This window comes from Olsenella porci (assembly GCF_009695875.1).
Lineage (GTDB): Bacteria > Actinomycetota > Coriobacteriia > Coriobacteriales > Atopobiaceae > Olsenella_H > Olsenella_H porci.
Genome location: NZ_VUNC01000007.1, coordinates 56615 through 72264, shown reverse-complemented (window position 1 = coordinate 72264; position 15650 = coordinate 56615). Strand labels below are relative to the sequence as shown.

The window sequence follows — 15650 nt, the reverse complement described above, 5'->3', positions numbered from 1 at the left end:
CTCGGACGCACGTTGACCGTATGATGGGACTCGCAGCGGGCGGCCCCTCCCCCAAGCGGGGTGGGGCCGCCCAAATCTAGAGGCGAGGAGGACCCACATGAGCGAAACCGCCGGCAGCGAGCAAGCCCTTACCCTGCGCGTTGGCCGCATGACGTACGGCCCCGACGCCATCGCCCGCACCGACGACGGCAAGGCGGTGTTCGTGCGGGGCGCCGTACCCGGAGACCTCGTGAGGGCACGCGTGACGCGCGAGCAGCCCACGTACTCCAACGCCGTGCTGGAGGAGGTGCTGGAGGCATCCCCCGAGCGCGTCTCAACCGCCCCCTGCCCCTTTGTGGACGTGTGCGGCGGGTGCCCGTGGGCGCACCTGTCACGCGAGGCCCAGCTTCGCTCGAAGCGCGACAACGTGGTCGACTCCCTCGTGCGGATAGGCCACATGCCCCAGGAGGAAGCAGATGGGCTCGTGCGTCCGTGCTCGGATCCCGGGGACCCCTGGGGGTACCGCAACAAGGTCGAGCTCGCGTTTCAGGCGCAGGGACGTCGCAGCGTCATCGGCATGCACGACGTCACGGGAGATCGCGTGGTCAAGGTGGACCGCTGCCCCCTGCTGCAACGCGGCTTCGAGAAGGTGACCAAGTCAGTCTCGGGCGCGCTCTCGTACCTCTCCAACTCGCGATCCCTCCAGATTGACCGCGTGGGCGTTCGCGCCTCCCGGAGGACCCGCCAGGTCGAGGTCGCGCTCTGGACCCAGACCGGAGGCTTTCCGCGCGCGCAGGCCGCGAAGATCCTGCGCGAGGCGACCGGCGCCACCTCCGTCGTGAGGGTCCTCACCAAGGGACCTCAGAAGGCGCGCAAGGTGTCGGGCCTGGAGAAGCTGGGTGGCTACGGCAGCTGGGAGGAGCGCGTGGGCAGCGAGTCCATGCTCCTCTCGGCACCCTCGTTCTTCCAGGTGAACACCCGCGGGGCGGAGGAGCTGGTGCGCCTGGTGATGGAGGGGCTGGACCCCGCCGAGGACGAGTGTGCGATGGACCTCTACAGCGGCGCGGGGACCTTCACCCTGCCGCTCGCCCGCCGCTGCGACTGGGTCGACGCCGTGGAGTCGTACGGGCCGGCCGTGCGCGACCTCAGGAGGAACCTCGAGCGCACTGGGTTGGACAACGTCGACCCCGTGGGGGGCGACGCAGACCTGGAGTTCCCCGACGCGGACGCCGACGTGATCGTGGTCGACCCGCCGAGGGCCGGGCTTGCCGCCGGCGTGGTGCAAAAGCTTTCGGCACAACCAGCTAGGGCGATCGCCTACGTCTCGTGCGACCCGGCGACCCTGGCGCGCGACCTCGCGCGCTTTGCGGAGGAGGGAACCTTCTCCCCCGTCTGGGTCACTCCCGTTGACCTGTTCCCCCAGACCTTCCACGTGGAGACCGTGACGCTGCTGCAGAGGGTCCGTCGCTAGGGACGAGGGGCTTGGGACGCACGCCAGGGGCCACCGATTTTGGGCATCTGCATCCCTGATGCGTTTGCGCAGGTGAGAGGCGCCGTCCCTCTCCCCCGGCAAAGGGGCTTCGGCATGGCGTGGAATCCTTTTGGCCGCTCCGAGAAAAGGGGCTAGCATCCGTGCGCGAGTAATAGTAAAAAGAATCAGGAAGGGCACGGGTAAGGGGCCCGGCCCATCGGAGTGAGAGGAAATCATCATGAAGGCTACTGTCAGCGAGGATTGCATCGGTTGCGGTCTGTGCGAGTCCACCTGCCCCGAGGTCTTCTCCATCGGCGACGAGGGCACCGCGGAGGTCATCGTCGACGAGGTCCCCGAGGAGAATGAGGACAGCGCGCAGGAGGCTGCCGACAACTGCCCCGTCTCTGCCATCACTGTCGAGTAGCCCGCTGGTCGGACGAGACGACATGTCGTTGCATGGGAGCCACCTTGGTGGTTCCCATTTTTTATGGGGGTGAGGCGATGATCCTGGCATCGGGCTCTCCTCGCAGGAGGAGGCTCCTGGAGGAGCTGGGCATCGAGGTTCATGTGATGCCGCAGGACGTGGACGAGACCCGCCGTGAGGGGGAGCCACCAGAGCGGCTGGTGGAGCGTCTCGCACGCTTGAAGGCAGACTCGTGCCTGGGGACCCCGCCGTACGCGACGGCAGGCAGACCGTGCTGGCGGCGGACACCATCGTGTGGGATTCCGACGGGGACGTGCTGGGCAAGCCGCGAGACGCTGAGGAGGCACACCGCATGCTTCGGGCGCTCTCGGGAAGGGAGAGCCGCGTCTCCACGGGCGTGTGCCTCGCTCGCGTCGATGGCGGCGGAGACGTGACGCGTCGCTCGTTCGTCGAGACGACCAGGGTGCTGTTCTGGGACCTCACGGACAACGAGATTGACGCCTACGTGCGGAGCGGCGAGCCCATGGATAAGGCCGGCGCCTACGGCATCCAGGGCAGGGGCCGCCTGCTCGTCCGCGCGATAATGGGCGACTACAGCAACGTGGTTGGCCTCCCCGTCTCGCGCCTGGTGCGCGAGCTCGACGAATCCTTCCCGGAGGGGCAGGGTCTCCTCCAGGCCGCGCTCTTAGGAGGCGCGGGCGGCACCACGGACGACGGAGGGGAGACCGAATGAGCATCCACAGCATCGTGGACATCCCTGGCGTATACGCGGCGAGCGCCACCAACGCGGAAGCGGGCACGGGGTGCACGGTCGTCGTGTGCCCGACAGGTGCGACCGGAGCCGTGGACGTTCGCGGCGGCGCCCCGGCGACGCGCGAGACCGACCTCCTCAGGCCGGAGGAGACGGTGCAGACGCTCAACTGCGTGGTCCTCTCCGGCGGGAGCGCCTATGGCCTCGCCGCCTCCTGCGGAGCGGCAGAGGAGCTGGAGCGGAACGGGATCGGCCTGAACGTGGGCGTTGGCGTGGTGCCGATCGTCTCGTCCGCGTGCGTGTTCGACCTCGCGTGCGGGAGCGCTGACGTGCGGCCCGACGGCAGAATGGGCGCGGACGCCGTCAGGCGCGCCCTGGGGCGAGAGGAGACGACCCTCTCGCTTGGAAACGTTGGCGCGGGCGCAGGCTGCACCGTGGGCAAGCTCTGTGGTCCGGCGCGCTGCATGAAGTCGGGCCTGGGAGAGTCAATCGCCACGCACGGGGGGCTTGTATGCGGGGCGGTCGCCGCCGTAAACGCCTGTGGCAACGTGGTGGACCCCAGGACGGGAGACCAGATCGCAGGGGTCCTCTCCCCCACCTTGGACAGCATCATGACACCAGAGGAGGCATGGGATGACGCATCCGCGTCCATGCCCCTTCGGACCAACACGACCATCTCGTGCGTTGTGACCAACGCACGCCTGACCAAGGCACAGGCAACGAAGGTTGCCCAGATGTCGGCCGACGCCTACGCGCACGCAATCCGTCCGACCCACACCACCAACGACGGCGACACCATCTTCGTGATGGCAACAGGGGAGGTGGAGGCCCCCGTGGACCTTGTGGGCGTCACGTCGACGCGCGCGCTCGAAGATGCCATCGTGTCGGCGGCGCTGCACGCCCGGGGAGCCTATGGCCTCAAGGCGGCTTGCGACCTGGCCGGCTAGCGCAAAGGTGGGGAGAGGGGCGACCGAATGCTCTCCCCATCCATCCCGCCGGCAGACAGCCCCTAGGTTTACACGCGGAGCTCTACCCCCAACAGGGAGGAAATCCCTCAAGATCGGGGAGCAGGCGAGGGCAAGGGGCATCCCTCCCAATCCGAACCGGCGGACAGCCAGCGCTCGCGCGCCGGGAACGGCAGACGGAGTGGCAGCGGATGCCCAATCTGAAAGTCTGAGGGGCTGGCCCGTAGGCCTCCGACTGAGGCATCCTGGCGTTTGCGCAGGTGACGCGGCAGTCAGTCCCTGAACCCTCCCATCGATGGCAACGTGGGCCCGATATGAGCGCTCACATCGGGCCCACGTTGCCATGGTTCGATTGCTGATACACGGAACCCCCGCTGCCAGCACTCTACATTTGACACCGCGTGATAGCCGCAGCGTCGGCATCGACTAATTGAACTTGACGAGCTTCTGGGCAACGCGATAGATGATAATCGTGGCCTTCTTGCCACCCTCGCCGGTGAAGTTCATCGCGGTCCCCACAAGGCCGTGGCGCGCACGGCGATACATGCGACGGTCGTACTGCCTCAGCTCCTCCCACAGCTCCTCCAGTCGAGGCTCCGCCTGCGGGTCCTTGGACAGCTTGGAGAAGATGGAACACGCGGCCATCATGAGGGTGAAGTGGCCGATCATGTAGTCGCGCAGCTCCCGCGTGTCGATGTCGTCGTACAGGTGGTACGCATGCATCATGACGCGCGTGACCCTGAGCTGCTGATCCACTCGCGAAACGAGCAGGTCCTCGTTGACGCTCTGGTCATCTCGCCCGATGAAGTAGCGATACAGGTCGACATCCAGGTAGTAAAGGGTCTGGCAACGGGGCAGGGGCACGTAGGCGTAGATGTTGTCCACGTAGAACGTGTGGGCGGGCATGGGCAGTCCGCCATCGCGCAGGACCTCGGTGCGATAGCACAGAGCGTGCATCAGCAGGTTCTGAGCCATGTTGAAGTGCCCGATGCTCTTCCAGGTGATGATCTTGCCCTTGGGGAGCGCAAACCCGTAGTCGACGACCTTCTGCTTGCCCTCAGAAACATGCTCGTACACGTAGTTGGTGACGACGAGGTCAACCCGCGTCTCGTAGTCGACGAACATCCTCAGGCGCTCGAGAAGGACCCGCAGGGCGTCCCCGTCAACCCAGTCGTCGGAGTCGACGATCTTGAAGTAGGACCCCTCCGCGTACTCGAGCGCCTTGAGAACCGCGATCCCGTGACCGCCGTTCTCCTGGTGCACCGCCTGGATGATGCCGGGGTAGCGCGCCTGCCAATCGAGGGCCTTCTGAAGCGTGTCGTCCTTGGTGGAACCGTCGTCCACGATGACGATCTGCACGTCGTCCGCGTAACCCGACCCCTCCAGGATGGACTTGATGCAATGGTCCATGTACTCGGAGGAGTTGTAGCATGGGATGCCGAACGTGATGGTCTTCTGCATTTGTTGACCTGGAGCCTCTGTACTCGGTTGTGCCTAGTGGTTTCCGATGATCTCGTCCGAGAGCTCGAGCGCGGAGGCAACGACGCCATCCATGTCGTAGTAGCGATACTCGGCGAGGCGACCGACAACGTGGAAGTTGAGAACGCCCGAGACGCGCTCGAGGTACCTGCGGTACAGCTCGATGTTCTGCGGCTCGTTGATGACGTAGTAGGGCGTCTCGCCCATCCCCGGCAGGTAGGTGCGGGAGTACTCGCGCATGATGGTGGTCTTGCCGGGCACGACCTGGCCGGTCATGTTCTTGAACTCCGTGATGCGGGTGAAGTTCTCCGACACGGTGTAGTTGACGGTCCCCACGGGCTGGAACTGGTCGACCGGGAGGGTCTCGAACACCATGTCGACCGTACGGTACGGGAGGGCGCCGAGGTCCATGCCAAAGAGCTCGTCCAGGGCACCGGTGTAGATCACCTCTCCGCCAAACGGCTGACCGCAGACCTTGACCGACGTGCCGCCCATCTGCAGGATGTCACGGGCGTCAACACCCGTGAACACCGAGATGAGGTCGTGGTTGAGCATGCGGTCGAACATGGCCGTGTAGCCGTCCTTGGGCATCCCCTGGAAGGGCGCCTGCGGGAAGTAGCGGTCGTCATCGCCCACGAACACGGGGACGCGGCCCATGACTGCGGGGTCAATCTGGTCGGGCGTCTTGCCCCACTGCTTCATGGTGTAGTGGAGGAATACGTTCTCGTAGACGTAGTCCGCCACCTCGGCGAGCTCGGGGTCGTTCTTGGCCCTCAGCTCCATGATGGGAACCTTCTTGTCCTGCCCGAAGGCGGCGACGAGCTTCTGGTACAGGTGCTCGCCCTTCTCCTCGCCAAAGGCCAGCTTGAGGGACGTGTGGTTGAAGGGGACCGGCATCAGGGTGCCGTGGATGTTTGCCAGGACCTTGTGCTGGTAGTCCACCCAATCGGTGAAGCGCGAGAGGTACTGGTTCACGCGCTCGTTGTAAGTGTGATAGATGTGCGGGCCGTACTTGTGGACCAGGATGCCCGCCTCGTCGTAGTAGTCGTACGCGTTACCAGCAATGTGGTCGCGACGCTCGAGGACGGCGACCTTGTACCCGCACGCCTCGGCAAGCCGCCTGGCGCACACCGCTCCGGCGTAGCCTGCCCCAACGACGATTGCGTCGTATGCGGAGGGGTTGAAGCCCTCGGGCAACCCTTTGGCGATGCTCATGTGGATTCCCTTCGATGCAGGCTACCGCCCGGGGCGGCCCTGGACGCGGACATAAATAAATCGAGTTGAGGGCAGGCGCACACGCTCCCCCGGCTCGATTACGGAGTCGATTCTAACACGCCGCCCTATAATGTTTCAGAGTGCCGTCAAATACGCAGCCGACATGCATATTTTGTGGTCGGTCGGCACGTCCACACGCAGTTGGAGGCGTCATGAAGGAGAGGTTCTATGAGTGATTTTCTCAAGAGGATGAAAGAGAGCGCCAAGGCCGACCGCAAGACGATCGTGCTGCCAGAGGGGGAGGACCCGCGCACCATCGCGGCGGCCCAGAAGATCGTGGCGGAGGGTCTCGCCAACCTGGTAATCCTGGGTGACCCCGCCGAGGTCAAGGTCGAGGGCGCCCGCGTGGTCGACCCCAAGTCGTCCGACAAGCACGAGGAGTACGCCCAGGCCTTCGCCGAGCTCCGCAAGAAGAAGGGCGTCACCATCGAGCAGGCCCGCGAGCAGATGAACGACAACACCTACTTTGGCACCATGATGGTGAAGATGGGCGATGCCGACGGCCTGGTGTCCGGCGCATGCCACTCCACTGCCAACACGCTGCGCCCCGCACTCCAGATACTCAAGACTGCGCCCGGGACCAAGCTCGTGTCCGGGTTCATGATGGTCATCGTCCCCGACTGCGAGTTTGGCCAGGACGGCACCTTCATCTTCTCCGACATCGGCCTCAACATCGCACCGGATGCCGACCAGCTGTCCGAGATCGCCATCGCCTCCGCAGCGTCCTGGAAGTCGTTCATGGGAACCGAACCCGAGGTCGCGCTCCTCTCCTACTCCACCAAGGGTTCCGCCGGCGGTGACTCCGCAGAGCGCGTGCGCCAGGCGGCAGCCCTGGTAGCCGAGAAGGCCCCCGACCTCGCCTGCGACGGCGAGCTGCAGCTCGACGCCGCCCTGGTCCCCGAGGTCGCCTCGCTCAAGGCCCCCGGCTCCAAGGTCGCGGGCCACGCAAACGTCCTGGTGTTCCCCGACCTCGCCGCGGGCAACATCGGCTACAAGCTGGTCCAGCGCCTTGGCAAGGCCGAGGCCTACGGCCCCCTGCTCCAGGGCATCGCGAAGCCGGTCAACGACCTGTCGCGCGGCTGCTCCGCGGATGACATCGTGGGCGTGGTCGCCATCACCGCGGTCCAGGCGCAGATGGCAGCAAAGCAGGCCTAGGACTGTCGACGCTCCAAGAGAGCCTCGAAGGCGAGACACACGGGAGGGCCCGCGCGACGATCGCGCGGGCCCTCCCTTTGGTTCCGCTCCGCTACGCCTGGGGTGCTGCCTCCGCCGCCGCAATCCACTCGGATGGCATCAACCAACCGTGCTGGTCGGTGTGCAGGAGCTCCTCCGCCCTCTCGGAGAGGGGCTCGCCCAAGTACTCCTGGTAGCACCTCACGATGTCGGGGTTCTCGTAGGAGTTGCGGTACTTGGAGACCCGGTCGAGCCCGTAGAGCGCCTTGCCTCGCGCGCCCGCGAGCTCCTCCCCGTCGTGGATGGGCTGGCCGCCGCCCCCCACGCAGCCGCCGGGACAGGCCATGACCTCCACGAAATCGTAGGACACCTCGCCTGCGACGACCGCCTTGCACAGCGCATCCGCATTGGCGAGCCCGCTTGCGACGGCAACGCGCAGCTTGGTCCCCGCCAGGTCGAACGTGGCCTCCTTCCAACCCCTGAGGCCGCGGACGTCCGAGAACATGTCTGCGGCGGGAGCCTTCCCCGTCACCAGGTAGTGGGCGGTCCTGAGCGCGGCCTCCATGACGCCGCCGGTGGCACCAAAGATGACGCCGGCGCCGGTGCCGATGCCCAGGGGCTCGTCAAAGGGCTCCTCCCCCAGGGCACGCACGTCCACGTGGTCGGCCCTGAGCATGCGCTCGACCTCGCGGACGGTGAGCACGCAGTCGACGTCGGGGTCTCCGCACGCGTCCCGCATGGTGGGATAGGCGTACTCGGCCTTCTTGGCGACGCAGGGCATGATCGAGAGCGAGAAGATCTTGTGCGGGTCGAGCCCCAGGTACTCGGCGTAGTAGCTCTTGACGATGGCGCCGAACATCTGCTGCGGGCTCTTGCTCGTTGATACGTCGTCCACGAGCTCGGGATAATGGGACTTAACAAAGCGCACCCAGCCGGGGCAGCACGACGTGAACATGGGGTAGCCACCAGCCTGCGACTTGGGAAGGTGGCGCAGCAGCTCGCTCCCCTCCTCCATGATCGTGAGGTCAGCGGAGAAGTCGGTGTTCACGATGTAGTCGAAGCCCATGGGGCGCAGCGCGGCCACGAGCCTCCCCACGGTCGCCTCGTCCCCCTTGAGGCCCCAGTGATCGCCCCAGGCGGTGCGTACCGAGGGCGCAATCTGAACGATGGTGGTGACGTCGGGATCCGCCAGCGCGTCGTAGACGGTCATGACGTCGTCGCGCTCGCGGAGGGCGCCCACCGGACAGTGGGTGATGCACTGCCCGCACAGGGTGCAGTCCACGTCGTGGATGTCGCGACCACCGGCAACGTCCACGAGCGTGTGCGTCGCCCGGTTGGTGATGTCCCACACGTGGGATGCCTGGACCTTGTCGCACACCTGCACGCAGCGCATGCACTTGATGCACTTCTGGTTGTTCCTGATGAGCGGGAAGTCGCGCGGCCAGCGCTTGGGCGGCAGGTCGGTGTCGTACTCGAAGTCGACGATGCCCAGGTCGTTTGCGACCTCCTGCAGCGAGCAGTTGCCCGACCTCACGCAGGTGGTGCAAGCAACATCGTGCTGCGAGAGGAGCAGCTCCATGTTGGTGCGCCTGGCCATCCTCACCTTGGGGCTGTTGGTCAGGACCTCCATGCCGTCAACTGCGAGGTTGTTGCACGAGGCGACAAGGCGGTCAAAGCCCTTGACCTCGACCACGCACACGCGGCAGGAGCCGATCTCGTTGAGCTCGCGCAGATAGCACAGCGTGGGCACGTCGGCATCCGCCTCCCGACACGCGTCCAGGATGGTGGAGCCGGCGGGAACGCTGACCTCCCTGCCGTCCACGGTGAGCGTGACCTGCGCGGTGGAGACCGCCCTCTGGTCGGCCGCCTTCAGGCCTTCGCCATTTCCTACCACTGGAGCTCCCTCCCCCCACGGAACGCGCCAAACCCAAAGTGGTCGCAGCACAGGCAGCGAGAGGCCTCCTGCAGCGCCTCCTCGCGCGAAAGACCGTGCTCGATCTGACAGAAGTCGTGCCTGCGCTCGTTTGCCTCGCGAAACTTGGTCTCGGACCTGCCGCACGGGCCCACGTCCCTGAACTCGACGGGAGGGATGTCCACGGGAACGCCGACCTTGTGGTCATAGCCCAGGTAGTTATCGATGTTGCCCGCGGCGACCTTGCCTGCGTTGATGGCCCTGATCACCGTGGCGGGACCGCTCTGGCAGTCGCCCCCGCAGAAGACCCCGTCCATCCCGGGGACGCGACCGTCCGTGTCGGTGACGATGCGGCCACGGTTGCAGCCAACGCCAGCCTCCTCGAAGGGCTTGGACTGGATCGCCTGGCCAATGGCGACGATCACGCGGTCGCAGGGGATGGTCCTCTCCCCCGTGTCCGCGGGCCGGGGAGAGGGACGTCCCCCCTTGAACGAGCCGATGATCTGCGGCTGCACGACCAGCCCGCACACGTGGCCCGCCTCGTCCGCCTCGATGCGCACGGGGGCGTTGAGCTCAAGCAGCTCGCAGCCCTCCTCGCCCGCCCCGGCGATCTCCTCGTCCTGGGCGGTCATGTCCTGCACGCGGCGGCGATAGACGATGTTGACCTTGCTCGCACCGCACCTCACGCTGGAGCGTGCCACGTCCATGGCGACGTTGCCTCCGCCGATGACGCACACGCGCTGCCCTGTGAAGTCGGGGGTGTCCCCGTCCCCGATGGCGCGCAGCATGGCGACGGCGCTCTCGACGCCCTCGCTGTCCTCGCCAGGAAGCCCCAGCTTGCGGTCCCCATGGGCGCCGATGGCCAGATAGACGGCATCGTAGTCGCGCCTCAGTGCCTGGAGCTCGTCTCCCCCGACCTCCGTCTGCGTCCTCGCTTCGATGCCACAGTCGAGAATCCACTGGATCTCGCCGTCAAGCTCCTCTCGCGGGAGGCGGTAGCTCGGGATGCCGTACCGGAGCATCCCGCCCAGCTGCCTTCGCGCCTCGAGGATGGTGACCTTGTGCCCCATGACCGCCAGGTAGTAGGCGCACGAGAGCCCCGCTGGGCCTCCGCCCACCACGGCGACGCGCCTGCCCGTGGGCTCCGCCATTACCGGACGGTAGTCGGACTCCATGTTCTCGCAGGCAAAGCGCTTGATGGCCCTGATGTTCATGGGATCGTCCACCATGCCGCGCCGGCAGTGCATCTCGCACGGATGCTCGCACACCAGCCCGCACACCATTGGCAGCGGGTTGTCCTTGCGGATGAGACGAACGGCATCGGTGTTGCGTCCCGCCCTCACGAGCGAGATGTAGCCCGGGATGTCCACCCCGGCAGGACAGCCAGAGACGCACGGGACCTTCTCGGACTGCTTGAAGCCGCAGGCGTGGTAGGTCACGTGGTGGACGAAGTCGTCGCGGAACCCCTGGATGGCCGTGAGCGCCATGGCCCCCGCCTCATACCCGATCGCGCAGTCGCTCGACAGGTAGATGGTCCTGGCAAGGCGCTCGATGCCGTCGAGTGTGGCCATGGTGGCCCTGCCCCGCAGGACGTCGCTCAGGCGGTGACGCAGCGTGTTGAGCCCCACCCTGCACGGGGTGCACTTGCCGCAGCTCTGTGTGGAGCACATGTCCACGAACGCCATCGTGAACTCCACGGGGCACGGTGCGAGCGAGCTCACCGCGAGCCGCCGCCCCACCGCCGCGTGGAGCTCGTCCATGATGGCCTGCTCCTCGCTTCTCTCCATTACGTGCATTCGTGCCATAGAAAGCCTCTCCTTTCCGTGGCCTCATGGGCCGGCCCGCCCCTCCCCCATGGGGGCAGACACCTCAAAACAGTAGGCCCCGCATCACGGGGATGCGGGGCCAAGCTCACTGAACGTTCGTTACCGGAGCGCGAGCGGTCGTGGGATCACGTCCGCTAGGCATGCGGACCCGCGGCGCGAACCTCCTCGGGCATGTCCGGATACTTCTGGGCGGCGTTCTCCTCGAACATCCGGGCGACCTTGCGGGCGCAGCGCTCGTACTCGTCGCGGTCCGCCCAGGCGTTGCGCGGCATGAGAACCCTGTCCTCGACGCCCTCGACGTGCTTGGGCACGTCGAGGTTGAAGATGGGGTCGCGCTCGAACTCGCTCTCCTCGATGCTTCCGTCCAGCGCAGCGGACACCATGATGCGCGTGGACGCGAGGTCCATCCTGTTTCCCACACCGTAGGGGCCACCCGTCCAACCGGTGTTGATCAGGTACACGCGCGTGCCAGCCTTCTCCATCTTCTCGCCAAACATGTCAGCGTACCGCAGGGGCGAGAGGGGCATGAACGGCTCGCCAAAGAGCGTTGAGAACGTGGGCTGAGGCTCGGTGACGCCGCGCTCCGTGCCAGCGACCTTGCTGGTGAACCCGCTCAGGAAGTGGTACATGGCACCGTTACGGTCGAGCCTGGAGACGGGAGGCAGCACGCCAAACGAGTCGCAGGTCAGGAACACGATCACATTGGGATAGCGGCCCTGTCCCATGACCTGGGCATTCTCAATGTAGTCGATGGGATACGAGACGCGCGTGTTCTCGGTGAGGGAATCGTCGAAGTAGTCGGGCTTGCGCGAGACGGGGTCAACGACCACGTTCTCGCACAGCGCTCCAAATCGGATGGCGTTGTAGATCTGCGGCTCGGTGTGGGCCGAGATCCTGATGGCCTTGGCATAGCAGCCGCCCTCGAAGTTGAAGACGCTCCCCTCGGCCCAACCGTGCTCGTCATCGCCGATGAGCATGCGCTGCGGGTCTGCCGAGAGCGTGGTCTTGCCCGTGCCCGAGAGGCCAAAGAACACCGCCGTCTCGCCCGTAACCGGGTCCATGTTTGCGGACGAGTGCATGGGCAGGATGTTCTCTTCGACGGGCATGAGGTAGTTCATGACCGAGAAGATGGACTTCTTGATCTCGCCCGAGTACATGGTGCCAGCGATGAGTATCTCGCGGTCCTGGAAGTTGATGAGGACCACCGCCTCGGAGTTGGTGCCGTACTCCTCGGGGTCGAGCTTGAGTCCGGGGGCCACGAGCACGCTGAAGTCCTGCGGCTCGAACTCCTGGAGCTGGCGCTTGCTGGGCCTCACCAGCAGCTGTCGGGCAAAGAGCGCCTGGCTGGCGCGCTCGCACACCACCAGGAACTTGCGGCACCAGCGGCGGTCGGCTCCCGCGATGGCGTGGACCACGTAGAGGTCACGCGTAGAGAGGTAGTCGCACACGGCTCGCTTGACCCTCTCGTACCCCTCGGGCGGAAACGGCATGTTGACCGGGCCCCAGGCGATCTGGTCGTGGACGTCGGGGGTGTCGACGATGAAGCGGTCTCGAGGGGACCTGCCGGTGTACCTGCCCGTCCTGACGGCAAGGGCGCCGGTCGAGGTGAGATGCCCCTCGTTCGCCTTGAGCGCCTTCTCTACCAGGACGGCGGGAGAGCCGTCCACCAGGACCGCCCCGTGGGTGGAGGCGATGCCCGCCTCCGCAAGCTGGTCTTGAAGCATAGTGTCCTCCTTTGGGCGCACCGTTGGGCGTGGAGTTTGGTGCGCACCTACCCATCTTGCCCAAGGGGGAGGGCAAAGTTCGTTTCCGTCTGATTACCTCCCGCGGACGGCCGCGGTTTCTCGACTGGAGGACGAAGGCGAGAGGGGCGGGAGCACCTGGGCCCCCAGGAGCCTTGCCGCCCTGGGGTCGTGGGATGCCACGAAGAGGGTCCTTCCCCTGAGGTTGTCGCGAACGAGAGCGGCACACGCCTCGATCGCAGCGTCGTCGAGCCCCGCGAAGGGCTCGTCCAGGATGACGACGTCAGAGCAGGTCAGAAGCGCCCTCACCAGCTCCACACGCCGCCGCTGGCCCCCCGAGAGCCTGGACACGGGAAGGTCCACATCCAGTCCGGGAATCGCCTGGAGGAGAAGGCCGCGCACCTCTCTCCCGCTCGCCCACCCGCCGGCGCACAGCAGCACGTTGTCCAGGGCGCCGAGCCCCTCCACCAGGCGGGGCGACTGCTCGACCAGGCTCACGCGCCCCAGGGGGGCAACCTCCCCCGACGTAGGCGGGACGAGCCCGCACAGCGCCCGAACAAGCGTAGTCTTCCCGGCACCGGAAGGGTCGAGCATGCAGGCAGAGCCCCCGGCGGGGATGCGAATCGACAGGCCACTGAGCACGTCCCTCTCGCCCAGACGGACGTCCAGGCAATCGGTCGCGATGGGAGAGGAGCCGTCGTCACGCACTGCGGGAGACGTCCCGGAGCGGCGAAGCGCGAGTCTCGTCGCCAGCCCGCGGGATGCGCGAAGGAGCACGAGGAAGCACCTCTCGCATGCGAAGGACGAGAGCACGACCGCGATGGTCCAGGCAAAGAGGTCGGAGGTCTCGAGCAGGACCTTGGCCTGGTACACGCGCTCGCCCACGCTGGGGATGGGGGTGCCGATGAGCTCGGCGGCAACGCCCGCCTTCCAGCCCATCCCGCAGGCGTTTCGGCAGGTGGCCATCACGTAGGGCAGGATCTGCTGCCACACGTGCGCGAGTGCGACGCGCCACCGGGGAACGCGCATGACGCGGAGGAATGTGGTGAGGTCGTGATCGACCTGGCGGAGGGAGTCGCGCACGCAGAAGTAGAGCGGGGGGAACGTCGCCAGGAACACCACGGCGACCGGGACCACGTCCGTGCCAAGCCACAGGAGCAGGAGCACGATCACGCACACGATGGGCGTGCTCTTGAGGACGGCGACGCCCGGCTCGAGGAGGTCGGAGACGAGTTGGTACGAGCTTGCGACCGAGCCCAGCACGAGCGACGCGAAGAACGCAAGCAGGAAGCCGCACAGGATGCGCAAGAACGTGGTGCCGGCGATGGCGAGGAGGCTCCCGTCGAGGACGATCGCAGCGAGCGAGCGAGCTGTGTCGACCGGCCCGGCGAGGAGGAGCGTGCTGCCCACGCAGACGCTCGCAACCTGCCAGACGAGAAGCCACAGCACGCAGGCCGACAGCCGTCGACCCATGCTCCCCTTGCCCCGCCTCACCACTGGCACCGTCCGAAACGGGTGTGCCGCCGGAGGTTGTGCTGCTCGCCCTGCATGCGCGTGAGGCCCCCAGCCGCCTAGCCCAGGTAGTAGAAGTTCTCGGGAGGCAGCTCTCCGCCGACGCTCGAGGAGTCTACGTCGTACAGGACGGAGAGGAAGCCCGAGAGGTCATCGGACATCTCGTTCCCGGTGATGCAGACCACGTGGCAGCCGGGAATCGCCTTGGCGACGATCTTCTCGTTGTCCAGGATGCCAGCCTTGACAACCATCGGCGCAACGGCCTCGGGGTCGTCGTTTGCCTCCTTGACCGAGGCGGCCTGCTCCTTCATGAAGGTCTTGACCACGTCGGGGCGCTTCTGAATGAGCTCGTTCTGCGCGATGGTGACGCCCATCACGAACTTGGAGTCGGGGTTGTACTTGTCCCACACGTCGTTGAGGTCGATGGGCGCGGAGAGGGACGAGTTCTTTGCCAGCGCTGCGGTTACGAAAGGCTGGGGAAGCACGGCGACGGCGCTCGCGTCCTGGGCGAGGAGGCTCACGACCTCGGTCGCCTCGCTCTTGAACTCGAGCGTGACACCATCGGCGATGCCGGCCTTGTCGAGGAGGTCCCTCATCACGTACTCGGGGGAGGCACCCTTGCCCGTGGAGTACACGGTGCGCCCGCCGAGGTCCGTGAAGTCCTTGATGCTCGTGTCGGCGGTGACGACCGACAGCACGCCCAGGGTGTTGACGTCGATGACCGAGACCTTGCCCTTGGTCTTGTTGTAGAGGACCGCAGCGGCGTTCGCCGGCACGCAGGCGATGTCCAGGTCACCCTTGATGATGGAGGGGAGAATCGCATCGGGCGAGGCGGCGACGGTGAACTCGTAGTCCTCGGCAGCCTTGCCACTTGACGCCTGGTCCATGAGGTACGCGAGCCCGATGGAGGTCGGTCCCTTGAGGGCGCCGACGCGCACCATCTGCTTTGACGAGGAAGCGGAGCTGTCGGCGGAGTCGCCGTCCGACGAGGACGACCCACCCGCCGCCGGCTTGGATCCGCACCCGGACACCCCAAGGGCGAGCGAGGCGGAGAGGATGCCAGAGAGTTTGACGAACTGCCTGCGGTCGAGCATGTTGGTTCCCCCATCCCCGGATGTCCCCCACCGACATTTGTGGCAGG

12 protein-coding genes and 1 pseudogene are annotated in these 15650 nt (G+C 66.2%); 6 read left to right on the top strand and 7 right to left on the bottom strand.

Going from position 1 to position 15650, the window contains the following annotated elements; genetic code table 11:
• Positions 1–97 precede the first annotated feature (97 nt).
• From rlmD to FYJ68_RS08655, 5 genes and pseudogenes are all read left to right on the top strand, one after another.
• Positions 98–1450: a 23S rRNA (uracil(1939)-C(5))-methyltransferase RlmD gene (gene rlmD / locus FYJ68_RS08670; protein ID WP_154435819.1), complete on the top strand. Its 1353-nt coding sequence runs from the start codon at positions 98–100 to the stop codon at positions 1448–1450.
• 238 nt (positions 1451–1688) lie between these two features.
• On the top strand, positions 1689–1874 hold the full coding sequence (locus FYJ68_RS08665) for a ferredoxin (protein ID WP_154435818.1): 186 nt from the start codon (positions 1689–1691) through the stop codon (positions 1872–1874).
• Positions 1875–1906: 32 nt separating this feature from the next.
• A pseudogene (locus FYJ68_RS10510) lies at positions 1907–2053 on the top strand (Maf family protein); the annotation flags it as partial.
• A 53-nt stretch (positions 2054–2106) separates the two neighbouring features.
• Positions 2107–2607 (top strand): Maf family protein, encoded by a 501-nt coding sequence (locus FYJ68_RS08660; protein WP_326832296.1) that lies wholly within the window; start codon positions 2107–2109, stop codon positions 2605–2607.
• On the top strand, positions 2604–3572 hold the full coding sequence (locus FYJ68_RS08655; RefSeq protein ID WP_154435817.1) for a P1 family peptidase: 969 nt from the start codon (positions 2604–2606) through the stop codon (positions 3570–3572). The genes FYJ68_RS08660 and FYJ68_RS08655 overlap by 4 nt, the downstream gene beginning before the upstream one ends.
• Before the next feature lie 444 nt (positions 3573–4016).
• Here FYJ68_RS08655 and FYJ68_RS08650 read toward each other — a convergent pair whose 3' ends face one another.
• Together FYJ68_RS08650 and glf are read right to left on the bottom strand one after the other, a co-directional pair.
• Positions 4017–5051: a glycosyltransferase family 2 protein gene (locus tag FYJ68_RS08650; RefSeq protein WP_154435816.1), complete on the bottom strand. Its 1035-nt coding sequence runs from the start codon at positions 5049–5051 to the stop codon at positions 4017–4019.
• A gap of 33 nt (positions 5052–5084) precedes the next feature.
• Positions 5085–6284: a UDP-galactopyranose mutase gene (gene glf / locus FYJ68_RS08645; RefSeq protein ID WP_154435815.1), complete on the bottom strand. Its 1200-nt coding sequence runs from the start codon at positions 6282–6284 to the stop codon at positions 5085–5087.
• Between the two features lie 228 nt (positions 6285–6512).
• Here glf and pta point away from each other — a divergent pair, with 228 nt between their 5' ends.
• On the top strand, positions 6513–7499 hold the full coding sequence (gene pta, locus FYJ68_RS08640) for a phosphate acetyltransferase (protein ID WP_154435814.1): 987 nt from the start codon (positions 6513–6515) through the stop codon (positions 7497–7499).
• Positions 7500–7590: 91 nt separating this feature from the next.
• Here the strand turns inward: pta and FYJ68_RS08635 are convergent, their stop codons facing one another.
• The 5 genes from FYJ68_RS08635 to FYJ68_RS08615 form a co-directional block, all read right to left on the bottom strand.
• Entirely contained in the window at positions 7591–9411 is a 1821-nt protein-coding gene (locus FYJ68_RS08635) for a [FeFe] hydrogenase, group A (RefSeq protein ID WP_326832295.1), read from the bottom strand.
• The gene (locus FYJ68_RS08630; RefSeq protein WP_229772152.1) at positions 9405–11216 is read right to left on the bottom strand and encodes an NAD(P)-binding protein; all 1812 of its coding nucleotides are present in this window, start codon (positions 11214–11216) and stop codon (positions 9405–9407) included. The genes FYJ68_RS08635 and FYJ68_RS08630 overlap by 7 nt, the downstream gene beginning before the upstream one ends.
• A gap of 173 nt (positions 11217–11389) precedes the next feature.
• The gene (gene pckA / locus FYJ68_RS08625; RefSeq protein ID WP_154435812.1) at positions 11390–12979 is read right to left on the bottom strand and encodes a phosphoenolpyruvate carboxykinase (ATP); all 1590 of its coding nucleotides are present in this window, start codon (positions 12977–12979) and stop codon (positions 11390–11392) included.
• A 93-nt stretch (positions 12980–13072) separates the two neighbouring features.
• Positions 13073–14470 (bottom strand): ATP-binding cassette domain-containing protein, encoded by a 1398-nt coding sequence (locus tag FYJ68_RS08620; protein ID WP_154435811.1) that lies wholly within the window; start codon positions 14468–14470, stop codon positions 13073–13075.
• A gap of 98 nt (positions 14471–14568) precedes the next feature.
• The gene (locus tag FYJ68_RS08615) at positions 14569–15603 is read right to left on the bottom strand and encodes an ABC transporter substrate-binding protein (RefSeq protein ID WP_154435810.1); all 1035 of its coding nucleotides are present in this window, start codon (positions 15601–15603) and stop codon (positions 14569–14571) included.
• Positions 15604–15650: the final 47 nt, after the last annotated feature.